The organism is Paludibaculum fermentans (genome assembly GCF_015277775.1).
GTDB lineage: Bacteria > Acidobacteriota > Terriglobia > Bryobacterales > Bryobacteraceae > Paludibaculum > Paludibaculum fermentans.
In genome coordinates, this window is record NZ_CP063849.1 from 3357452 (window position 1) to 3380188 (window position 22737).

A 22737-nucleotide genomic window follows, 5' to 3' on the forward strand; every position below is an offset into this window, starting at 1 on the left:
GCAGAATGGGAGTCGGGCAGGCTGTGGCACCAATACCCGGGACCGGATGGCGGCAGGAAGCGCGCGGAGATGCGGGCTTCGCGGCCATTGTCCGGACCCACCAGCGTATGGTGTACAGCATCTGCTGGCACTTCTTCCGCAACCGGGCGATCGCCGAGGAGATCGGGCAGGACGTGTTCCTGCAGTTGTACCGTAACCTCGACTCCGTCGACTCCCCGGCGCACCTGGAGAGCTGGCTCCGGAAGACGGCGACCCACCGTTGCATCGACAACTATCGCAAGAAGTCGAACCGCCAGGAGATCCCCATGGAGGGGCTGGCGGAACCGGCGGCGCTGCCCCAGGTGAAAGACACCATGCTGTCGGACAACCTGCAGCGGCTGGTGGCCTCGCTGCCTGAAACGCAGCGCGCCGTGGTGATCCTCCGCTATCAGGAGGACCTGGACGTGAACGAGATCGCGGCCACCCTCCAGATGCCGGAACGGACGGTCTGGAGCCACCTGCGGCGGGCTATCGGGGTGTTGCAGGAGAAGGCGGCGCGGCGGCTGGGCCCCGGCAATTTCGGGCTTGGCCTGCAAGGCCCGGCAATCAAGGAAAGGAGCGGTGATGGAACCCTTTGATCCCATGGAACCGAATGAAGAGCTGGAACGCAGCCTGAGGCAGGCGCTGGAGCGCAAGGACGCGCCCGAGTGGTTTGCCGACGGAGTGATGGCCAGGGTCAAGGCGGAAGGGGTGAAACCGCGGCGGACTTTGTTGGCGGGTTGGCTCGGCTCGGACGGCTGGCTGGGCTCTGGAAAATGGACGCGCTGGGCGGCGGCGGTCGCCATGGTGGCGATCGTGTTTGGCGGGGTGCGCTGGGAACAGGAGCGGAGGCAGCGGCTGCAAGGGGAAGCGGCGAAGGCCCAGCTCATGATGGCCCTGCGGATGACAGGTGAAAAACTACGCATGGCGCAGGTGCGGGTGCAGTCGCTGGAGCGCGAGGAACAGGCGCAATAGGCGGCAAGGGAATCGAATTACGGGAGAATCGCAATGATGTTTCGGTCAGTACTACTCATAGTGTCGGCGGCGGGCCTGTTGTCCGCGCAGCAGATCAAGTTTCCGGCGGCGTTCGAACGGTTGGCTGAGAAGGCGTCCGAGACGGTGAATGTGACCTTGGACTCGCAGACGCTCTCCTTTGCCACCAAATTCCTCTCCGACAAGAAGGACGAGGCGGATGTGAAGCGGATCGCGCAGAAGATCAAGGGCATCTACGTCCGCGGTTACGAGTTCGACAAGGAAGGCGAGTACACGGACAAGGATCTGTCCGACATCCGCTCGCAGCTCAAAGGACCTGAGTGGTCGGTCATCGTCAGTACCCGCAGCAAACGCGATCGTGAGATCTCAGAGATCTATCTGCATCGCGACGGCGGCCTGCTGATCATCGCGGCCGAGCCCAAGGAACTCACCATCGTGAACATCATGGGCAACATCGACCCCAGTGACCTGACCAACCTCAGCGGCCAGTTCGGCATCCCGAAGGTCAGTGGCGTGCCCGGTAAAGGCGCCAGGAAGAACGGCAAGGACGAAGAGGAGTAGGTCATGAACCGCATGCAAGGTCTGGCGATCGCCGCGCTGTGCTGGCTGGCCCTGCCCGCTCCCCAGGCCCAGGCGCAGAGCTTCGACTCGGTGGTGGGCAAAGTGGAATCGCGCCTGGGCATCCGCCGCATGCGCATGCCGGGCATGGGCTTCCTGGTGAACACGGTGATGTTCACGAAGAAGCCGGCTGGAGCGAGTTCGATGAAGATGGCCATCTTCGACGAAGAGAGCGGCCTGCGCGGAGTTGGGTCGGAGGAGTTCCAGAAGGCGGTGCGCAAGGAACTGGGCTCTGACTGGAAGCCGCTGTTGCAGGTGCGATCGCGGCGCGACGGCGAGGCGGTGGCCGCCTATGTCCGCATCTCCAATTCAACCTGTGAAATGCTCATCGCGACCAGCGAGCGCGAGGAGGGCACCATCATCCAGATGAAGCTGGACGGCCGCAAGATGATGGCGTGGATCTCGGACAACACCGGCACGGGCCATCGCAAGAACATCGACATCCAATAACCGAAGCCGCCCTTGCAATAGAGCCGCGAGTGTCAGCGAACGGATACCTTGGAACAGGATCCCGCCCTCACCCTCGCGGCTCATTCGTCTTTTGGGTCACTCGTCCGCCCGGTCATCCACAGGCAATAAATCAAACCTGCCGCGACGGCAAACAGAAACAGCGGCGACGGTCCGTGCGTGAAGTAATCCCCATACTGCCCACCCATGCGGGACAACACGGTCAGCACCGGCAGTTGAAACCCACCCAGCGCCACTCGAACGACCGGCTCCAGCACGCCCAACCCGCGCTCCACATCCCGGTACATGGCCAGGCACCAGGCCTGCGCAATCGCGATCACGGTCACCCCGCCGATCCATGCCCGCGGTGCTCGCGCCAGCACGGTCGCCGCCAGGACAAACACGAACGGGAACACTGGAGCCATATACCGGATACCTGTATTGAACTGCAGCCGCGTATAGTTGATCCCGCTGCAGAACAGCCAGAACGCCAGCACGCTCAGGGCGAGAAACCACAGCTCCAGCCTGGGGAGCACTCCGCGCCCGCTCCGGTTCACCCACAGCGCCCCGAAGGCCAGCAGGAACAGCGGGCAGGTGGTGAAGAGACCGTAGCGATAGTCGAACGCAAGGCTCAGGAACAATTCCAACTGCGGCGGCCCGAATCCCTGGTACCCCCGCTCAATCCACTCCACCGGGGGCATCCAGTTCTGGCCCGGTAGGAACGCATTTCCGAAGCTGGCCCACTGATAGAACCACAGCAGCAGTACCGGCGGCACGGACCCGCCGATATACCAGAGGCCTTCTCGAACCGCGGCTCCCCTGCCCCGCTCCATGTAGCTCTTCGCCAGGCCGTAAGCGAACAGCGTCAGCAGCAGAACGACACCGGAGTAGTCGAATAGCAGCGCGGCGCCGCCCGTGACTCCGCCGAGAAACCAGCGCCGCTGCGTGCTCCAACGCGCACTGCCGGACGGGTTCCACATCGCCAGGAACCCCATGAACGCGAAGCACCCCAGCATCAGGTTGTGGTTCAGGTAGCCGGTACGGAAGAACGCAGGAGTGCCGAACGCATACAGGAGCGCAAAGCCCAGCCCCACGAGGTCGGACAGCAGCAGCCGGCGCATCAGGAAGAACATCGCCACCGCCGTCAATGCGGAAATCGGGGCCATGCAGAAGACCTGCATCACAATCGCCGCCAGCCCGAACTTGATGTCGTAGCCGCGCCGCCAGGATTCGCGATAGAACTCCCGCGCCATCGGCCACGGCGAGTTGTACTCAGGGGGCTGCAGCCCCTGCGCGCGGCGGGCCGAGTTCGTGCGCTCCACAATCTGGTCGATGACGGGCCGGAACAGTGCATAAGGAATCGCACCCAGCATCGACCCACCGGGATTCGCGCCGATGTGCCAGCCATAGCCCGGTTTCTCGAAGAGATCCGGATGCATGCGGGCGTAGTCGTCGACACGGAACGACAGGTGATCGCCGATCGACAGCGCCAGATAGATTTCCCGGACGGTATTCGTCGCCAGGTGCAGCGAGTAGATCAGCCAGCAGGTCAGGAACAGCCGGACGGCGATCCCGCGAGGCGAAAAACGCCAGGGTGTGGGCTGAGCCGTCTTCATCGCGCAGCCGCCTCCCTCACGCCCTGCCAGAGTTCCGTCAAGTTGCGGTACTGAGCCCAAAGGCCCGCCCCGGAGAACAGGCTCAGCGCCAGTGCGATGGCGGGCCAGGGTCCCACGGCCACGACGGCCGTCCAATACACGCTGAAAGCCAGGCCCGCCGCCAGCACCGGCCACAGCAGGGTCCGCCAAACGGGAACCTCCACGAGACGGTGCCGGAACAGCAGGTAAGGCACCAGCAAGTGGATGACGTTGGCGAGCAGCAGGGCCACGGCCACGCCCTGCGCTCCAAACCAGGATCCCAAGACCACCGAGAAGAGAATCGACCCGGCCGCCGCAATCAGCGTGGAGCGGAACAACTGCTTCTCCAACCCGCAGGCCACCAGGCCGTAGCGGAAATGTCCGCTGACCAACGCGACGGGTATCACCCAGACCAGGATTGCCAGGATGCGCCCGCCCTCGGCGAAGCGCGGCCCGTAAAGCAGTGAGAGAAACTGGCCAGCCAGCAGGGCTCCGCCCAATCCGGCCAGGAGCCCGCACCAGGCGGCCACCGACAACGACCGGCTGAGCAATTGTGACAGACCACCGCCGGGAACAGCGGCCCGGGACATCGAGGGGATCAGGTTGAAGAAATACAGGTAGACAAAGGAGTGGATCGCGGTCAGGCAGCGATGCGACGCGCCGAACCAGCCCAGCGACTCGCCCGTCGTCAGAAAGCCCAGGATCACGGTTGGCAGATGCCAGAGCAAGGCCCAGGCAAATTCACTGAATCCGATGGGCGCGGCGGTCCGCAGATGGTGCCTCAGGTGCTCCACGTCGAGCCCGCGGAACGTCAGCCTCAGTCCGAGGCTATGCCGGGCCAGCCACACGCAGAACAGCGCAGTGCAGGCGGCGGCTGCGCACTCGGCGATGGCGGCCCAGATCAACTGCTCACGTGACCGCACCAGCAGCAACGCCACCACGGCAAAGGTGCCCTGCCGCACGGTGACGGCCCAGGCCGCCCAGCTCATCTGATCCAAACCCTGGAACACCCACTGCAGCAGCCCGGGAGCCGCGAACAGGCTCAGTCCCAGCGTGCAAAGCAGGATCTGTGTCTGCGGATCGTCTCGCAACGTGAGGGTAAACAGAAGCAGTGCGAGGTAGCTCAGCACGGCCAGGCCCAGCCGGATCGCCGAGATGCTGGCCGCCAGATTCGCCGCTTCGTGCCGGTTCCGGGCAATCTCGCGAGCGCCGTACAGACCCAGGCCTAGGTCCGCCGGCAGATGGAAGAAGACCAGCGCCGCCATGGCAAACTCCATCCGCCCGTACGACTGCGGACCCAGCGTCCGGCCCAGGTAAGTGAACGCCAGGATGGAAAGGAGTTTGGCCGCGACTTCTCCGGCGCCGAGGGAAAGCAGATTGCCTGCCAGGCGCCGGGCCGGAACGAGCGTGGCCGTGCTCATTCGGTCTTGTGCTCCGGCACTTCGATCTGGACGAGAGCCGGGGTGGCAGCGGGCGGCGCTACCGGCGGAGCCGGCTGCTTCCCGCTCTTCAGCGCCACGCCCAGCATGGTGCTCAGCAGGTGCCACGGCTGGTAGACGATGCTCGGCCAGAGGAACACTTCATTCGTGCAATAACAGTCCTTGCGCGCGATGGAGGCCCGCAACTGCTCAGCCTCAGCCGAATGCCAGATCTCGGGGAAACTCTTATCGCGCAGGTTGCCCAGCGGAGCATGCGTCTCGCAGACGCTCACATCTCCGTTCGAATACACCACCGCGGTCAGGGTCCCGGCGCGGCAGGGAATCACCTGATTGGCCGCTTCGGCCGTCCGCACCTTGGCGCGCTGCAGCATGGGCTCGACAATCGCCCCATAGCGGCCCGTCTCGCGCGGTTTCCACAATTCGCGGACATATTCGTACAGCTTCTGGTACGCCGCCAGTTCGGGACCCTGGAGCGCGGGATTCTTGCGGTCGCCGCGGATCATCGCCAGGTTGTGGTGATCCATCTTCGGGCAGCGCTCGTAGAGATAGGTGGTCAGCCGGTGGATTTCGTCAACATTCGTCCCGGTGGCGGTAGAGATGGCATGGATGCGCAGGCGCGGATCCGACTTCTGCATCTCGGCCAGCGCGTCGTAGGTCTGCATCGCCTTCTCGAACGCGTGCGGCGAGCCGCGGAACTTGTCGTGGAACTCGGCCATGCCGTCCAGCGAGAGCTCCGCCACAAACAGGTCGAGCGAAGGCTCCTTCAAGGTCTCTTTGACCTGCTCCACCGTGCGCGCCGTGAAGTAGCCGTTGGTCGGCACGTAGATCTGGCGCACCCCATTGTGCCGGATGAACTGGCGGCAGATCTCGCCGAACTCGGCCCGTAGGAACGGTTCGCCGCCGGAGAGGTTCAGGTTCTCCACCCGGCCCAGCGACCGCGACAGCGCGAACATTTCGTCACGTGTCAGGTCGTCTTTGCGGTTCAGATTCCGCCAGTAGAAGCAGTGCTCGCACTTCTGGTTGCAGATGGAGTTGATGAAGAGGATCAGGAACGGAGGGCTGGGCCTACGGCTGTAGTTCTGGAGCGTGATGCGTGTATGCCGGTGCAGACGGGAAAGCAGATTCAAAACCGTGCGCCCCCTGCCCGTAGGGTCCGCCGGCCGTCGAGAGACGCGGCACTCTGTGCGATGGCGACCAACTCCTCCTCCAAACTCCCGCCAGGACCTGCAAGCGGCGTGTCCGATTCACGCCAGACAGGACTTGAGTAACACTCATTATAGTCTGGGACCGGCGAATCAGACCCGGTTCTTCCGGGATTGGACAGTTTCGAAGATCGCCAGCATCTGCCGGGCGGCGGCGGCCCAGGTCAGTCGGCCAGCCGCCTCCACCCCGGCGGCGCCCATTCGTTGGCGCATTTCGGCGGAACCAAGTACGGTTGACAGCGCCCGTGTCAGTTCGGCTTCGTTTGGTTCGACGAATAGGCCCGCTCCGGGCAGGAGTTGCGGCAGCGGACTGGCCGTCGTAGCGATGACGGGGCACCCGCAGGCCGCCGCCTCGACCGCGGGCAGGCCGAAGCCCTCCATCAGGGAGGGCAGGACGAGCACGTCCGCCAGGTTCAACAGCACCGCCAAGTCCTCGTCCGGAACGAAGCCGGCGAACGTCACTCGATTCGCAAGCCCTTTGGAATCAACGAGAGTACGCACCGTCGAGTAGTAGCTATGGAAGACTTCCCGTTGATAGTCACCCACCAGGATCAGCCTGACATTCTCGTCCTGAACACGGGCGAACGCCTGTACCAGCGCGTCCAGGTTCTTGTGCGGGCTGAAGCCGCCGACATAGACGACGAAGCGTTGGCCCTTCGACAAGCCCAGGCTGGCCAGCAGTGGCGTCAGCTCCGGCATGTCCAGCCGCCGGAACGCCGCATCGCCCGCTTCACCGGCCAGGAACACGCGGTCTTCGGGCACATGGAACCGGTCCAGAATGCCGCGTTTGGAGTACTCAGACACCGTCACGATCGCATCTGCCTGCCGCCGGGCCCACGCCACCTTCAGGTTCCAGAATAGGCGGGCAGTGGGCGACGGCACGGTGAGTTGCGGGAACGTCTCGGCGATCACGTCGTGGATCATCACCAGCCGGGTTGCCCGTCCGGTCACCGGCACAAAGCTGTAAACCGTTGGAAACAGGATCAAGTCGAACTGCGGATCGGACAGCAAACGGCTTAAACGACACATGTCGCCTAGCGACCGGCGGCCCGACGCCGACGCCGCGATCGCCGCCGGCACCTTGGCGCCGGCCACCCGCACTTCGCAGCCGTCCGGAACGGTGCCGGGTTCCGGTTGGTAATCAAAGCAAAGAGTGTACTGATTGCAGCGATCTTCCTGGAGCAACGCCCGCAGCAGCGACCGCAAATGACGGCCGTACCCGCGGCCATTCAGCCAGCACGCCGCCTCCACCGCGATCTTCACGGCCGGGCTCCGCGCCGGCAAACGTACACCGTGCCGTCGCCCAATGTCCCCGGGAATTCACGGACAACCTGATAGTCCTGGTTTACGATCTGCCAAGTCTGCGGATCCCAGGCTTTCAGATGGACCGGCAAGGTATACACCAGCCACTCCGTTGGCTTCGTTTTGTAGAGGTCGAGGAACGCCTGGTCGGTCAAGGGCCGCTGCCACTGCGGCGCGTACCAGGTGTAGGCATTCGCCGCCAGACCGACCGCCGCCACCGGCTGGTGGAACTGCTCGACGTAGTCCCGGGCTCCGGTAAAGTCCTGTTTTGGATAGCGATAGACACGCGGCACCGTCAGCGCCGACGCGAGGACGATGAGCCCGGCCAGGCCGAGTCCCACTTTGGAAGGCAGCCGCAGCAGTTCGACTGACCGCAGGGCGCCGTGCATCGCGATGAGCAGCGCAAAGCCCATGCAGAAGAAGAAGAACCTGGGCCAGAGGTTGTGGCCCATGGCCAGCATCAGTCCGCCGCTGATCACGCCCGGCAGGACAAACGCCCAGGCGGCGGCCGCGTTCCGGCGATGGATGTCGAACCAGCCCAACGCCATGACCAAGCCGCCGACAACCAGCACGGCTACCGAGGAAAATCCCAGCTTCAGGCTGCGCACGGCCTCGCGGACCACCCATAGCGGGTCTGTCCACTCCGACGGCAGCGATACCTCGCCCAAGCCCGTCCGCAGGAACTCAGGCAACGCCAAGGCGTGGAGCTGGAGCGCGAGCGTACCAGCCAAGAACATGGAAGCAAAGGGGATCCACCAACCAACCTGGCGCCAGCCGCGACGGACCATCAACTGGATCAGGGAGATGATCCCGTGGCTCGCCAAGACGAAAGCCATGGTCAGGTGGGTCCAGAGTCCGAGTGCTCCGCAGATGCTGTAGAACAGCCAAAGCCTTAGGCTGCCGCGCCGTTCCGCTTCCAGCCACAGCCACGTCCCGGCCAGGGTGAAGAACAGTAGCCCGGAGTACCCGCGCGCGTTCTGTGAGAACCAGATATGGTGGTAACTCACTGTCAACAAAGCGGTTGCCAGCAGCGCCTCGCGGTCGCCCGTCACCCGTCGGCCCAGCAGGAACAGAGCCCAAAGGCTCGCCACGCCGAAGAAGACAGCCGGCAGCCGGACGGCCCACTCGTTCAGCCCGAAAACCACCACGCAAACCCGTGCCATGACTGAAAACAACATATGTTGGTTTTGGGAAGCGAAGCTCGTCAGGATGACGTTGAGCGGCGGGCTGATGTTGTCCATCACCGCGAAGATCTCGTCCATCCACAAACAGGTGTTGAGATGGATCAGGCGCAACACCAGCGCCAGCACGGTGAGGATGCCCAGCGGCAGCCACGGCATGGCCTGCCGTTCCTCCGCCTGCGCCAGAAGCACCGGGCGGCGGAGGCTCCACAGAACCAATAGCACGGCATGAAGACCGAGTAGGATCTTGAAGATAGCAGGGCCGGAGGTGAGCGACCCGGGTGCGCGGCCGAACAGGGCCTCCAGCGCGGAGCCGGGCGTCAGAACCGCTGCCAACAGCAGGAGCAGCCCGATGCTGAGTACCCCGCGTTTCACTGTGGTGGCTCGTGTTCATGGGGATGCGACTGGCGCGTCAGCAGTCCCCAGGCTTCGCCCAGGCACCATGGCGTGGCGAACAGCAGCATCGCCGGCATACAACGCAGCCAGGTGAAGAATCCTCGGCCGGTGCGAACGGCACGGATCCCCGGCCGCAGTACGAGCAGAGGCGTAATGAGCGGCACGGCCAGGATGTAAACCCAACGCATCCAGGAGGATACCCAGTGAGCGCGGGCCGCGCCGAAGATCCGGCCCCAGGCGAAGCGCTCAGACATCATGGCCTGCACGTCGATGGGGCCGCGGTCCTGGTAGACCAGGATGCGCGGGGTTTGCCACAGCGTATGCCCCCGGCGCAGGAGTTCCCAGTTGACCGTCACCTCGTTATAACGATCGGTCCAGAGGTGCCGGACTTCCTCGAGCGCCGCACGTTTATAACCGGTGTTGACGTCGGTGAGGTAGTTGGCCGGCCCCTCCGGAAGCGGCAGTTGGTATCGCCCGAAATCCAGCAGAAAGACCGCCCAGTTGAAGACGTTGTGGTGCCTGTTCTCGACAGCCCCGCCGATGGCGGCGTGCGGCAACCGGTGCGCCTCGAGAACCTGGTCGCACCAGTCTGGGGCCGGAGCCCCCCAATCCTGTACTAAGGCAATGACTTCGCCCCGGGCAGCCTTCAGCCCCTGCGAAGCCCTGCGGTCAAACAGTTCATGCCGCGCCGTGACGGTCCCAGGCTTGGATTGTGTGAACGCATGGCCCAGATCCAGAAATTGGATCTCGGGAAAGCGGGCCTGAAACCGGTCCATGCCCTGCATCGAGTCGTCGAACGGCAGGATGACCTCGACCGGCTTACCCAGGGTTTGCGGCACGAGCGCCTCCAGACACCGGGAAAGTGTCTGCTGGTCACCCACCACGGCCACAACGACGGAGAGCCGGATCACTGCCTGCAATCGCTTTCCGATTCCTGAGCGGGCAGCGCGGCGCCGGGACCTGCTGGAGCCTGTGGTGTTCGCATGAAGCTCCCCATTTTCTCACGAGACGGCTGCGTGGCGACGGCCCATGCGGATGGCCTAAATCCAGCTTGAAAACAGAAGATTGAGGCAGCATAATCTCAGCTACTCCATACTGGATCGCTAGCGACAGAAAGACAAATCCATGAAACGATTGCTTTACATCTTCACCTGCCTGGGCCTGCTCAGCATGAGCGTGCCTGTTCAGGCTGCATCGGAGAAGGAAACAAAGGAAGAGAAGGACGCGCTAAAAGCCTGCGCGCAGATGGTGCTCTCCGGTCTGCGGAAGGTCGCCGACGTCCGCGACGCGCGATTCCTCGGCAAAGTCCAGGAAGATACAGCGCTCTGCCGGGGTGGCCAGAAGGCCCTGCAGTTCCGCAACACGCCCTGGGTCGACTGGTCGAACTACTGGGGTACGGGCGACATGTCCACGCGGCTGCCCGGTCTCATCTTTAAGGACGCACCAGGGAAACGCGGAGTCCGAGGCGCGCTGATGGACCTGGAGTTCCAGCGCATCGAACTGATCAAGTTCAACCTGTTTGAAAACAGTGGCACCTACAAGGAGTACGTCCTGGGTCGTGACGGAGTGGGCGGACCCGCGCTCAAACGTTGGGACGCCATGCGTCTACCGGCCTCCAGCCCGTTCTTTGCGGCCGTGGGCGGCGAGGGTCAGCAGGTCTGCAAAGGCGACCTGACCCGGGCGCGGACGCTCACCGGGATCTGCAACGACGTGGTGAATCCGGCGATGGGCTCCGCCGGGCAGCTCTTTGCCCGCAATGTTGAGTTTGAGGCGACATTCCCTGACCTGAGTTCCGACCAACTGGCAAGGAACCGCCATGGCGACCGCCTGGGCCTGCTGAAGCCGGATCCGCAGGTGATCAGCCGCAAGCTGTTCACTCGCCCCCAGAGCAATCCCGACGCCTGCCGCGAGGGCTTTGGCATGCCCGGGATGCCCGTCGATGCCAACTGCGACTACAAGAAGGCTCCGTTCTTCAATGTCCTGGCCGCCTATTGGATCCAGTTCATGACCCACGACTGGTTCTCGCATATGGACGAGGGCCACAACGCACAGGAATACATGAAGGTCGGCTGCGAATCGCAGAAGGTGAACGGCGTGGAGACACCGCTGACCGAGGAGGACGCCAAACGCCTGGGCTGCCGTCCCGACGACCGCGTCGACAAGGGCTTCGTCGCCAACGACGCGGCTCCGGAGAAGTTCACCAGCGGCAGCCGGGAGTACATGACGCGCGCGCCCAAGGTGATGGCCAACAACAACACCGCCTGGTGGGATGCGTCGCAGATCTACGGCTATGACGAACGCTCGCAGAAGCGCGTGAAGCGCGATCCGGCCGACCGCGCCAAGCTCCTGCTGGTTACCAACAGAGGCAAGCCCGGCTACCTGCCCGTCTTCGACGCCAACGATCCCATCAGTCCGCAGTGGACCGGCCAGGAGACGGCGGCCTTCCCCGACAACTGGACCATCGGCCTCAGCTTCCTGCACACGGTCTTCACGCGCGAGCACAACGCGTTCGTCGACGAGTTCCGCAAGCTGGCGGCGAAGAAGCCGAATGACGATTCCGGCCTGCGCAATCCGGCCGACCCGAAGAAGAAGATCGCCTACAAGGACGTCACGCCGGACGAGCTGTTTGAATGCGCCCGGCTGGTGGTGGCAGCGGAAATCGCCAAGATCCACACCACGGAGTGGACGCCACAACTGCTCTACGACGAACCGCTCTATGCCGCGATGAATGCCAACTGGAACGGCCTGCTGGGCAGCGGCGGCGGCGACGTCTCCAAGGTGCTGAACGACATCGTCACGAAGAACTTCGGCAAGTCCGACGACGTGAAGAAGGCGACCTCCTGGTATTCGGTCTTTGCCAGCGGCCCGGGCATCTTCGGACTGGGTAGCAAGGTGAGGGGCTACGACATGACGAAGCCGGAGTTTCTGAACGGTGGCGTGAATCACTTCGGCTCGCCGTTCAATTTCCCCGAGGAGTTTGTCACGGTCTACCGGCTGCACCCGCTGCTGCCGGACCTGATCGAATACCGCGAGCTCGACAAGGATCCCAACAAGATCGCCAGCAAGATCCCGATTATCGAGACGTTTGAAGCCAAAGCAACGCCCATGATGGACGAGCGCGGAGCCGCCAACTGGGGTCTCAGCCTGGGCCGCCAGCGCCTGGGCCTGCTGACACTGCAGAACCATCCGCAATTCCTGCAGAACATCACATTGAGCCGCCTGGACAGTCCAACCAAGAAGCTCGATCTGGCTGCGCTCGACCTCATCCGCGATCGTGAACACGGCGTTCCGCGCTTCAATGAGTTCCGCCGCCAGTACGGCCTGCGTCAACTCACCAGCTTCGACGACTTCGCCGACGCGCATCTGCCGGCCGATTCGCCGGAGAAAGCCGAGCAGCTCAAAATGACCGCGCTGCTGCGGGAAGTCTACGGGCAGCACGTGTGCGATGCCTCGAAGGTGATCACCGATGCGCAGAAGAACGAGGACGGCACGCCGATCAACGACTGCCTGGGCAAGCCGAATGGGACGACTGTCGACAACATCGAGGATGTCGACACGGTGGTGGGCTGGCTGGCGGAATACACGCGGCCGCATGGCTACGCCATCTCGGAAACCCAGTTTGTCGTGTTCATCCTGAACGCCTCGCGGCGTCTCTTCAGCGACCGCTTCTTTACCTCCAGCTTCCGGCCCGAGTTCTATACGACGCTGGGTGTCGAGTGGGTGAATCACAACGGACCCGGCGGCGAGGTCATGGAAAAAGGTGAGCCGAATGGGCACAAACAACCCGTCTCGCCGTTCAAGCGTGTGCTGCTGCGTACGGTGCCGGAATTGGCGCCGGAGCTCAGCAATGTCGTGAATGTGTTCGATCCGTGGAATCGCGATCGCGGCTCCTACTACACCCTGGAGTGGAAGCCGCGTCCCGGAGCCGAGCAGGATCCGGCGTTTAGCAAGCCGTGAACGCGGCTGTTCCCAACCTGCGGTGGACGGCTTCTGCGACCAACCCGAAGCCGTCCACACGGAACTCCCTTTGGGCTGGAGCTACAGGATCAACGATCCTGCGCCAGCAGCCGCACGGGTCCGAATAAGCCGGAGCGTAGCGGCTCGAGCTCCGTCCAGGGCCGCTGGCCGGAGGTAGTAATGTTGGTACTCGTGATGCGCTGGGCGGCCGGCAAATGCGAATCACCCACCAGCCGGTTGTACCAGGTGTTCGTCACCTCGACTACCAGTTCGTTCGCACCGTCCTTCATGGCGGCGGTGCAATCGGCCTGGAAAGGCGCCGTCCACAGGACGCCCAGTGATTTGCCGTTGAGCCACGCTTCGCCGATGGTCCAGAGATCGCCGAGATCGAGCAGGACCTTCCCCGCTTTGCCGGCCGTGCCCGCAGGCACCTGAAAGGCCTGGCGGTAGCGGGCTGAGCCGGAGAAGAACTTCACGCCGGGGTCGGTGCTGGCTGTCCACGAATCCAGGCTGGTCATTTGGACGGACGCGGGTGCTCCGAGCTCCTTCTCGAACTCGACGGTCCAGGGTCCACCCAACCCCATCAACTCGCGCGGCGCGGGTGCAGGTACAGCCGTGACACCGGCCTTGGCGGGCCTCCGGAATATGACGAAGGTGGAGCCATTGCGGTCCAGCGCGAGCGGGACATCGACGGACTGCGAGGCTGCGGTGTAGCTGGGTGCGTCCGAGATCGAGGCAGAGACGGGATCCCACAGTTCCGGCACGCGTTGCGGTACGCGGAACTTCGCGGCCGCTTTGACGGGTGCGGTGGTCGTGTTGCGCACGAAGTAGATATCCGCATCGGCCGTGCGGCGATGTGTGAAGTCGAGGGTCGAAGGCGCGGTGAAGTCGGGGGCGATCTTCATGGCGCTGAGAACATCTTTTACGGGCTTGCCCCAGATCACGCGGCCTTTGCCGTGGACGCGCTCTCCGGCGGCCGGAATCGCTCCGGCGCCCCAAAGTTGGTCAGCCAGCGCACGGACCTTCGAGTCGCTCTGGGGATAGCCTTCCAGCCCCACGGCATGGCTTGGCTTCGGCCCCAGCACGGTGGCGCCTGCCGCTACCAACTGCTCGATCTTCGCGAGCACCGCAGGGTGCGCCTCGACGGAATCCGGCAGCACGAGCAACGCGTAACTGGGTCCGTTCGGCACCGTCAACCGGCCGTCCTTTACGCTGAGCCGGTTGAGGATCACGTCGGAGTTCGTGACGTCGTAGTCGTAGCCCGCCGGATCGAGTTGGCGCGGCGGAATGAACTTATAGCCGCCGTCGCCATAGTAGTAGAGGATGTCGGCCACGAAGTCGCCGCGCTGCAGCAGGTACGACGAGCGGGCGAGATAGTCGACGAAGGGCCGGGCCTTCGGCCACCATGTGACGTTGCGATTGATGTGCGTACCGGCGACATAGGCCCAACCGGGCTTGCCGGCCTGCGGAGCGTTGTGAGCCCACGTGTGCCACACGAAGTGATTGCCGCCCTCGACGAAGACGCGATCGGCGCTCCACTTGATGTCCTGCGGCCCTTCGCGCCACTCTTCAAAAGAGGTGAAGGACTCCAGGTTAACGCGGGGCTTGTTGTAGAGGTGTCCCGCGGAAGCGGTCTCCTTCACCACCCACAAACCGCTCACATCGGGCCACCAGGGCCAGAACTCGCCCTGGATGTCATCCACCGCATTGTTGGCGGCCAGCGCGTCAACCGGCACGTTGTGAATGGGCGGTCCGGGTCCGCCTGCCTCGGATTTGATCGTGAGACCCGCCTTGTGGGCGGACTCGCGCGCGGCCACGTAATAGGCGTCGATCAGGACCTCGCTGAGGGTCTTGCGGTAGTCAAAGAGGAATCGCTCGGTCTGGTCTTCGGTCCCGACGCGCGCTCCCAACACCGCGGGCAGATAGGGCTCCATCGCATAGCCGCGCCGCCGCTGGAATTCCTGGGTAAAGGTGGGGGACCACACCGGACCGCGCACCTCGTAGCTCGCCAGATAGAGATTCCCAATGCCGCTCTTGCTGAGGTCGCCGAAGGTTTCGCGCAACCGGGCGATGACGTAATCCATGTGGGCGCGCGTCGCTTCGGCGCTGAGGTGATCCGTGGCCCAACCGTCGGAGTTCGGACTCGGGACCTTAAGCCGCTCTCCGGTGTTCATGCAGACGAAGCGGAGGATCGTCCAGTGGCCGGGGGGCGCGGTCCACTTCAAGTGCCCCTGGGCGTCGACTTGCGCCGTGACATTCACCAGCTCAGTGGCGGAATTGAACAGGAAAGGCGGCAGACCCGCGGAGGCGAACACTCCGCCCGGCCCAGTGGTGCTGGCGTCGTTGATGTTGTCGACATTCCAGGCGCCGTCGTAGCCCAGCGGCGTGGGTCCACGCAGCACCAGGGCGCCGTTGCTGTACCGATTGGCGGCGCGCGCGGCGGCAACGTTCAGTCCTTCATCGTTGAACAGCGAGAATTCGCCAAGAGTCCATCGCGGCCTGGCCGAGTCGTGCCCACTCAGCAACCGCAACCGGATGTACTGGGCACGCGTCCCAGCAGGCAGGGCGAACTTCTTCGGACCCGGACCAGGCTCTAGCGTCCCGCGCAGAACTTCGTGGAATTCTTCATCGCGCCAGCCCGTAGTGGAGACCGCCAGGCTGAATTCCTTCGTCGGGGTCATGGTGGCAGCCAGGTCCGCCGGAGCCTTGGCGTCACCGTTGTCGAGCACGGCCTCTTTCAGGGTGTGGATGCGGTTCGGCTCCAGCCGCAGCACCAGTTCATGGCCCGGGCTCCGTTTCGCGTCGCGCACAGCCAGCACGGCGACATCCTTCCAGAAGGCGGGCTTTCCGTCGGGGCCCTTGGGCGCGGCCGGGGTCGCCATCGGAAACGGCAGCAACACGTCGACGGCTTTGCCGCCCTCCACTGTGGTCTCCGTCGGATAGAGCCCCATGCTGGCGTGGCGCGGCTCAATCCAATGGCCGCCCAGATCCCAGCTACTGATGACGGAGATGTCGACGGGCAGGCCGAGGGAGCGAGCCTGGTCCACCGACTTCTTCATCTGCCCCATCCACTCCGGGCTCAGGAATGCCGGGCCCGCCGGCGGACGCGCATTCCTGTCTCCGCCCGCGCCCATGTCGAACAGCAGCAGCCCGCCGAAGCCCATGTCCTTCATGGCCTGCAGGTCTTTCTGGGCGGAGGGGGGATCGACGAAGCCGTTCATCCAGAGCCAGTAGACATCGGGCCGGGCCATGGGTGGCGGATTGCGGAAGCCCTGCTCCAGCGAAGGAGCCGGCTGCGTCTGCGCCCACATCGCCGCGGCGGAAAGGGCGCTCAATACAAACAACGGAGATTTCATACGTGGTTCTCCCGGGAACTACGGTCAGCCAGCCGAGACACGGCTACACAATGACGTGTTCAATACCGAGGGCTGTGGCGATGCGCGCCAGGGTCTGCGCTCGATGCCCGATGCCCAATGCAAAGTGATGCGTTGGGCCGGCGGCCACCCAACGCTTGAGAAACGTTCGCACGTCGGGCTCAAAGAACCCGCGCGTATTCGTATTGCCGGTGGCGGGGATGGGACCGTCCACACTTTGGCCTTCCGCCAGCACAAATTTGAAGCGGCCCTGCGCGGTAAGCCCGATGCTCAGCATCGTGATGGGCCCGTCCTTGATGCGGAACTCCACGCTGGCGCCATTGCCGGGCTTGCCATGATACTTGGTCAGGCTGCGCAGCACGGGCTTGCCGTCCGCAATGTTGATGTGGTGCGGGCCGTCGTGGCCCACCAGGACAAAGCCTTCCTTGAAGTCGATGGGATGGAACTCGGCGAAGCTGCCGCCGATGTCGATGCGGTCCATCAGCAGCATGGCCAGGCACGTCTTCAGATCGGACTCGCCGCACATCGGGAAGCCGGCAGCCGTCAGCAGCGAGTTGCCGACGATCAGGTTCGTCACAATCGTGCGTAGTTCGCTGCCGGGCTCACCCTCGTAGTAATAGGCGAGTCCATCGAGTTCGTGGTGCTCGACAAACTTATCCAGGGTGACAGCCACACGCGCGGCCGTGGTCAGGTGCTCGTCCGACAGGCGGCGTGTCAGCGGATCGGAACCCGGATCCGGCGTATCGAACAGCTCCAGGATCTCCTGCCGTTTCTCATCGATCTCTTCCCCTGTGACGTCGCGCGACAACCGCAGCAGATCGTCGGCTTCGGTTTGAACAATGTGGCAGCCGAAGGCCGCGGTGAGCGCGGTCTGGTCGGTCTGCATGTCCAGCATGTGCTCGATGGGATGGCCGAAGTGGCCGATGCGGGCGCGGCGAGCCGAGTTCAGCGCCATGGCAACATCGCACCAGTCGGCGATCTCGGCATCGGCTTGGGGGTCGTTCTCCAGCGTGCCGAGGATCACCTCCGGGGCGGGCTTGCCCATGCGGATAGCCACGCCGGTAAACTCCGGCACTGAGCAGAAATCGTCGTTCACCAGTTGCATGTACGTGGTGGCGTTCGCGTAATCCAGTGCCGCCAGCGGCTGCAGCGCCACCAGCACAATGGGCACGTCCAGACTCCGCACGATAATGCCGAACGTGGCCGAGGTGGCGTAGGTGACCATGTCGCAGAACACCAGGTCGAGGTCGGCGGCCTTTAGCCGGGCGGCCAGTGCGTAGGCGTCCTGCGCCTTATCCACTATGCCGAAATTGACGACCTCCACCCGATTGGCCTGGATCTTGCTGTCCAGAATATTCAGCTTGTTGTGCAGCTCATCCAGCAGGCCGGGAAACTGTTTCCAATAGACATGGTAACCGACTCCGAAGAGGCCGACCCGCGCGGTGCGCGGCTTGCGGCGAGGGACTCTCATGCGATTTCTCCTAATGCGGCATGGGGCCGCGGGCGGTGTCCGGAGGCAAGCACGACCCACGCAATGGGGTACAAAATGGCGGACACCAGAAAAACAGGTGCGAACGAGTAGTGGTCGATGACGGGACCAGTCACCAGGTTGGAGAGCATGGCGGCGATGCCGCCGCACGTGCCGGTCAACCCGACAGCGGTGCCCACCTCGTGAGGCGCCACTGTGTCGCCGATCAAGGTAATGAAGTTGGCGATCCACACGCCGTGCGCCATCATCAGCAGTGACATCAACCCGATGGCGATGGGCGCCGTGGGCGCGGACGAGGCCAGCCAGGAAGCCGGTGTGACCACCGCGGCGATCAGCATCATGGTCATGCGTGCGCGCCGCGGCGCCCACCCGCGCGTCACCATGACGTCGGACACCCGCCCCGCGGCGATGTTGGTGATGCCCAGTGCGAAGAACGGGATCCAGGTGAGCGAGCCGATTGCGTCCAGCGACAGACCGCGCTCGCGGGACAGATACTGCGGAATCCAGAACATATAGAAGTAGAAAACAGGGTCGAAGAAGAACCGCGCCAGCAACAGGCGCCGCACTTCGGGCCGGGCCAGCAGTGAACCGAAGCTGACCTTCTCCGCCGAGCGTCCCACGGGTCTGGGCAGTTCGACTCCGCGGAACGCGAACAGCCAAGCCGCCAGCCAAAGCAGCCCAATCAGCGCGGTACCGAGGAAGGCGCCGCGCCAGCCCAGGGAACCCGCAGCCCAGGCTGTCAGAGGCGGGGCGATGACGGCCCCAAACGCGGATCCACCATTCGCAAAGCCCACGGCCAGGGCGCGCTGCTCCGGTGCGGTCCATTCCACCGCGCCCTTGGTGACGGCGGGGAAGCAGGCTCCCTCGCCGACCCCGAGCAAGAATCGCGATGCGCCCAAGGTCCAGGCTCCAGTGGCCAGTGAGTGGGCCGCGCTGGCCAACGACCAGAGGCCCACCGACAAGGCGAGCCCCAGCTTCGTGCCCACGCGATCCATCAATCGTCCACCCAGCGAGAACATCACCGTGTAGCTGAGCACAAAGGCGAACACCACGCGCGAATACTCCGTATTCGACATGCGGAAATCCGCCATCAGCTTCGGCGCCAGGACGCTGAGCACCTGGCGATCCAGGAAGCTAAGCGCCGTGGCACAGAACAGGAGCCCGCACAGCAGCCAGGCTCGGGCTGGGGTCATGGGTTTCAGAAGTAGAACCTCAGGGCGAACTGCAGGATGCGCGGGCCGCGCGCCGCCGTGAAGGCTCCAAAGTTGGTATTCACCTGGTTGCCGGAAGCGTCGAAACGCGCCGTCGTGTCCAGGCCGCTGAATTGCGTGTGGTTGAACAGGTTGTACGCTTCGGCACGGAACTGCAGCTTCATCGACTCCCGGATGGGGAAGTCCTTGAACAGCGACATGTCGAAGTTGTTCACGCCAGGCCCGCGGATCTGTGTCGTGGCCGAGTTGCCCACCGTGCCGACCGCCGGCCGCGCGAACATCTCCGTCTTGAAGTTCCGGGCAAAGGTCCGCTCGCCCTTGGGCAGCACCGCGTCGCCCAACACCACAACGCGCGCCCCCTGTGTGGCCGAGCCCGTGATGTCCAGCGAGTTCGTGGTGGCGTAGCCGATGCCCAGCGGAGATCCGCTGATGAAACTGGTGATGCCCGAGAGTTGCCAGTCTTGCAGCGCATATCTGGCGACGCGCGATTGCACGGGCACCTTAGGCAGGTTCCAGACCCAATCCAGCTTGAAGATGTGTGTGCGGTCGAAGCTCGCCAGGCCGTAGTTCCAAACCCGGACCGGCACCTGGACGCTGACGCCCGTGGTGTCGAAGTCGGCGTAATCCATCGCCTTCGACCACGTCCACGATAGACCGAACTGCACGCTTTGCGTGAAGCGGCGGCGCGCCGTCACCTGTAGGGAGTGGTAGTTGGACGAACCGGCCGGCTCGCTCAGCAGGACGTCGTTGTAGCCCTTCAATGGCCGCAGGAACGCCGAGGCGAGTGGCGTGGAGGGATTCGAAGGATCCGCGTTCGCCGCCTGGAAGTTGGCGCCGAGCGGGATGGGATTCAGATTGCGGCGCCAGAGCAGATTGCGCCCCAATGACCCGATGTAGCCGACATCGACCACGGTCTTGAAGCCAATGTCCTGCTGCACACTGAAGCTGTAGTTGATCACCTTCGGCAGCTTGTCGGTACGGTCCAACCCGTTCACGCTCTGCGGGAACGTCGCACCTGACGACGAGAGCAGCGACCCGATCGTCGAATAGTACACGGTTGGATTGCTGACGATCGGCAACTGCGATGAGAACAGAGTGTAGTTGTCCGACATGTTGGGCCGATTGTAGAACATGCCGATGCCGCCGCGAACCGCGGTCTTTGCATTGCCAAAGACGTCATAGGCGAAGCCGAGCCGCGGACCCACACGCAGCCCATAGGTATCGATCAGTGAGCGCGGATACCCGCCTTGTCCCGAAACCGCCATCCCGTCCGCCGCGTCGCCGGTGCCGGGAGCAATCGCTCCGATCAGCGCGGCCGGATAGGTGACGCCCGTTACGGGATGAACACCGGCTCGAACTCCGTTCACCCGCGTGGGCTGGATCAACTGGACAGCCTTCGCCGGATCATACAGTTCGGAGGAGAAGGACGACAGCTTATCCGTCGACATATAGATAGGCACCAGGTAGTGGAAACGGACGCCCAGTTCCAGCGTCAGCCGCCGCGTAGCGCGCCACGAATCCTGGGCGAACCACTCCACCGCATGCTGGCGGAAGTGCAGATACACGCGGCTCGACGGCTCTGTATACGTGCTGAACACACCCAGCGCGGCGTTGGAATACGCATACCCCGTATTCAACGGGTTGTTCGTATCGTTCGCGAAGCTGAACGCCCCGGCGAAGTTGCCGTCGCCATTCGCGCCCTGGTAGTTCCGCTCAATCATGATGCCGGCCTTCAGTGTATGCGCACCCAGCGTTTTGGTGAGATTATTCGTCAGGTTGAACGCCTGCAGGTTCTGCTGGAACGGGAAACGGCCTTCCATGAAGAGCGATGCCGCGTTCGTCACGCCCCCAAACGTTGCGTTGGGAATGAAGTTCAGGGGATTGGCCGAAGGGCTGAACTGCGCCGCGGTATACCCGGCCGCCGCGCGCGTATTCCGCTTCACCTCATCGTCCGTGGCGCTGTTGCCTTCCGGCCTCCGCGTGAAGCCCAGGCTCATTTCGTTGATCAGCGAGGGGCTGAGGATCCCCGTATAGCGCAGCACGTAGCCCTGTCCGCGCAACTGGTAGGTCTTCACAATCTGCGACCAGTTCGCGCCCGTGTTCGTCAGCACGCCGTACCCGCCCGTCTGCCGGTCAAGGAACGACGCGAACGTGAACGCCAGCGTATGTTTCGGCGTGAGGTTGTAGTCCATGCGCAGGTTCTCCATGCGCAGCGGCGTGTCATTCACGCTCTGCTCCACATAGTTATACCGGCCGGCCGAGATCCCGCGATCGTTGAAGTTGGGCATCGGAAACACCTTCATCAACGCCAGTCCGCTGGAATCCAGCCGGTTGGCCGGGATCACATTGCCCGGGAACTGCGCCTTGGTGTTCGGATCGATGACGCTGATCAGCTTGTTGTTCAGATCCACCGACTGCGAGAAATCGCCAGTCCGCTCCAACGCCGTCGGCACCGTCAACTGCCGTACCGCCTGGCTCACCTTCAGCGGCCAGAACTCCTGCGACCAGAAGAAGAACAGCTTGTCCTTGTTCTTGTTGAAGCCCCCAGGCAGCACCACCGGGCCGCCGATGTTGTAGTTCCACGTGTTGTAGCGATACCGCTGCTTGGGCGTGCCCAGACGATTGTTGAAGAAGTTGTTCGCGTTGAACTGCTCGTGCCGCTTGAAGTACGAGCCCAAGCCGTGGAAGTCCTTCGCGCCAGACTTCGTCACCAGGTTGATCGTCGCGCCGGAGCTCCGCCCATACTCCGCCGGATAGTTCGTCAACAGCACCTTCACCTCGGCGATGGCATCCTGGCCCAGCGTGACCGACGAGTTGAAGTTGTTCCCCATCGGATTCGTCACCATGCCGTCCATCGTCACCGTATTCGTACTGCGCCGGTTGCCCTGCACGTAGATGTCGAAGTTGCGGTCCATACGCTCGGTGTCGCCGATGCTGCCGCCGTCCACCACGCCCGGCATCAGCGAGAGCAGGCTCATGGCGTTGCGGCTCTTCGTCAGCAGCCCTTCCAGCTGTGAATTGGCGATGACCGACGCACGTTCTGAACTCGCCACCTGCACCGCCACACCCTCCGCGGTCACGGTCACTTTGTCCGCGATCGCGCCAACCTCCAGCGCGATCCGGCCCACCGGCAGCGTCTCCGCCGCCGACAACATGATCTGCTGCTTCACCAGGCTCTTGAAGCCGGCCGCCGTCACGGTGAGCGTATATTGTCCAGGCTGCAGGCTGCCAAACGTGAAGTCGCCGCGTTCGTCTGATTTCAGTTGGCGGGCCACGCCGGTCGCGACGTGCACTACCGATACGTCTGCATCAACGACAGACAAACCACTGGGATCGACTACCGAGCCGACGATGGAGCCAGTGATCGTCTGCGCCATGCACAGGAGGGCGCTTGCGGCCAGCAGCAGGAGCGCGGCTGCCGGCCGTCTGAGTCGAGAATACATTGCAGTTCCTTTCCAGGGGAGGGTTGGTTTCGG

At 63.7% G+C, this 22737-nt stretch carries 15 protein-coding genes; 5 read left to right on the forward strand and 10 right to left on the reverse strand.

The window, feature by feature from the left end; all coding sequences use genetic code 11:
• Positions 1-23 precede the first annotated feature (23 nt).
• The 4 genes from IRI77_RS13095 to IRI77_RS13110 are packed head-to-tail and all read left to right on the forward strand — an operon-like array spanning position 24 to position 2079.
• Complete coding sequence (locus IRI77_RS13095; RefSeq protein ID WP_194452496.1) at positions 24-617, forward strand: RNA polymerase sigma factor; 594 nt, start codon at positions 24-26, stop codon at positions 615-617.
• Positions 604-993 carry a hypothetical protein gene (locus IRI77_RS13100; RefSeq protein WP_194452497.1) on the forward strand — a complete coding sequence of 130 codons (390 nt, stop codon included), beginning with the start codon at positions 604-606 and terminating at the stop codon, positions 991-993. The genes IRI77_RS13095 and IRI77_RS13100 overlap by 14 nt, the downstream gene beginning before the upstream one ends.
• 33 nt (positions 994-1026) lie before the next feature.
• Positions 1027-1572 (forward strand): DUF4252 domain-containing protein, encoded by a 546-nt coding sequence (locus IRI77_RS13105; protein ID WP_194452498.1) that lies wholly within the window; start codon positions 1027-1029, stop codon positions 1570-1572.
• Positions 1573-1575: 3 nt separating this feature from the next.
• A complete protein-coding gene (locus IRI77_RS13110) occupies positions 1576-2079 on the forward strand; it encodes a hypothetical protein (protein ID WP_194452499.1) in 504 nt (167 codons plus the stop codon).
• A gap of 80 nt (positions 2080-2159) precedes the next feature.
• Here IRI77_RS13110 and IRI77_RS13115 read toward each other — a convergent pair whose 3' ends face one another.
• From IRI77_RS13115 to IRI77_RS13140, 6 genes are all read right to left on the reverse strand, one after another.
• Entirely contained in the window at positions 2160-3692 is a 1533-nt protein-coding gene (locus IRI77_RS13115) for a hypothetical protein (RefSeq protein WP_194452500.1), read from the reverse strand.
• Complete coding sequence (locus IRI77_RS13120) at positions 3689-5131, reverse strand: oligosaccharide flippase family protein (protein ID WP_194452501.1); 1443 nt, start codon at positions 5129-5131, stop codon at positions 3689-3691. Before IRI77_RS13120 ends, IRI77_RS13115 begins: the two co-directional genes overlap by 4 nt.
• Positions 5128-6276 carry a radical SAM protein gene (locus IRI77_RS13125; protein WP_194452502.1) on the reverse strand — a complete coding sequence of 383 codons (1149 nt, stop codon included), beginning with the start codon at positions 6274-6276 and terminating at the stop codon, positions 5128-5130. Before IRI77_RS13125 ends, IRI77_RS13120 begins: the two co-directional genes overlap by 4 nt.
• Positions 6277-6444: 168 nt before the next feature.
• Positions 6445-7614, reverse strand: a complete 1170-nt coding sequence (locus IRI77_RS13130) for a glycosyltransferase family 4 protein (protein ID WP_194452503.1) — start codon at positions 7612-7614, stop codon at positions 6445-6447.
• The gene (locus IRI77_RS13135) at positions 7611-9209 is read right to left on the reverse strand and encodes a glycosyltransferase family 39 protein (RefSeq protein WP_194452504.1); all 1599 of its coding nucleotides are present in this window, start codon (positions 9207-9209) and stop codon (positions 7611-7613) included. The genes IRI77_RS13130 and IRI77_RS13135 overlap by 4 nt, the downstream gene beginning before the upstream one ends.
• Positions 9206-10141 carry a glycosyltransferase gene (locus IRI77_RS13140; protein ID WP_323745380.1) on the reverse strand — a complete coding sequence of 312 codons (936 nt, stop codon included), beginning with the start codon at positions 10139-10141 and terminating at the stop codon, positions 9206-9208. The genes IRI77_RS13135 and IRI77_RS13140 overlap by 4 nt, the downstream gene beginning before the upstream one ends.
• A 214-nt stretch (positions 10142-10355) precedes the next feature.
• On the opposite strand from IRI77_RS13140, the gene IRI77_RS13145 reads away from it, so the two are divergent.
• Positions 10356-13187, forward strand: coding sequence for a peroxidase family protein (locus IRI77_RS13145; protein WP_228486720.1), 2832 nt, complete (start codon positions 10356-10358; stop codon positions 13185-13187).
• Positions 13188-13276: 89 nt separating this feature from the next.
• Here the strand turns inward: IRI77_RS13145 and IRI77_RS13150 are convergent, their stop codons facing one another.
• The 4 genes from IRI77_RS13150 to IRI77_RS13165 are packed head-to-tail and all read right to left on the reverse strand — an operon-like array spanning position 13277 to position 22704.
• Positions 13277-16543: a glycosyl hydrolase gene (locus tag IRI77_RS13150; RefSeq protein ID WP_194452506.1), complete on the reverse strand. Its 3267-nt coding sequence runs from the start codon at positions 16541-16543 to the stop codon at positions 13277-13279.
• A gap of 43 nt (positions 16544-16586) precedes the next feature.
• A complete protein-coding gene (locus IRI77_RS13155; RefSeq protein ID WP_194452507.1) occupies positions 16587-18032 on the reverse strand; it encodes an L-fucose/L-arabinose isomerase family protein in 1446 nt (481 codons plus the stop codon).
• Positions 18029-19243, reverse strand: coding sequence for an MFS transporter (locus IRI77_RS13160; RefSeq protein ID WP_194452508.1), 1215 nt, complete (start codon positions 19241-19243; stop codon positions 18029-18031). The genes IRI77_RS13155 and IRI77_RS13160 overlap by 4 nt, the downstream gene beginning before the upstream one ends.
• 5 nt (positions 19244-19248) lie before the next feature.
• Positions 19249-22704, reverse strand: a complete 3456-nt coding sequence (locus IRI77_RS13165; protein ID WP_194452509.1) for a TonB-dependent receptor — start codon at positions 22702-22704, stop codon at positions 19249-19251.
• Between the last annotated feature and the right edge of the window lie 33 nt (positions 22705-22737).

Bases quoted from the DNA above. Each gene is read 5' to 3' on its own strand.
- IRI77_RS13145 (WP_228486720.1), top strand. From the start codon at position 10,356: ATGAAACGATTGCTTTACATCTTCACCTGCCTGGGCCTGCTCAGCATG.
- IRI77_RS13160 (WP_194452508.1), bottom strand. From the start codon at position 19,243: ATGACCCCAGCCCGAGCCTGGCTGCTGTGCGGGCTCCTGTTCTGTGCC.
- IRI77_RS13120 (WP_194452501.1), bottom strand. From the start codon at position 5,131: ATGAGCACGGCCACGCTCGTTCCGGCCCGGCGCCTGGCAGGCAATCTG.
- IRI77_RS13155 (WP_194452507.1), bottom strand. From the start codon at position 18,032: ATGAGAGTCCCTCGCCGCAAGCCGCGCACCGCGCGGGTCGGCCTCTTC.
- IRI77_RS13105 (WP_194452498.1), top strand. From the start codon at position 1,027: ATGATGTTTCGGTCAGTACTACTCATAGTGTCGGCGGCGGGCCTGTTG.
- IRI77_RS13150 (WP_194452506.1), bottom strand. From the start codon at position 16,543: ATGAAATCTCCGTTGTTTGTATTGAGCGCCCTTTCCGCCGCGGCGATG.
- IRI77_RS13165 (WP_194452509.1), bottom strand. From the start codon at position 22,704: ATGTATTCTCGACTCAGACGGCCGGCAGCCGCGCTCCTGCTGCTGGCC.
- IRI77_RS13100 (WP_194452497.1), top strand. From the start codon at position 604: ATGGAACCCTTTGATCCCATGGAACCGAATGAAGAGCTGGAACGCAGC.
- IRI77_RS13115 (WP_194452500.1), bottom strand. From the start codon at position 3,692: ATGAAGACGGCTCAGCCCACACCCTGGCGTTTTTCGCCTCGCGGGATC.
- IRI77_RS13110 (WP_194452499.1), top strand. From the start codon at position 1,576: ATGAACCGCATGCAAGGTCTGGCGATCGCCGCGCTGTGCTGGCTGGCC.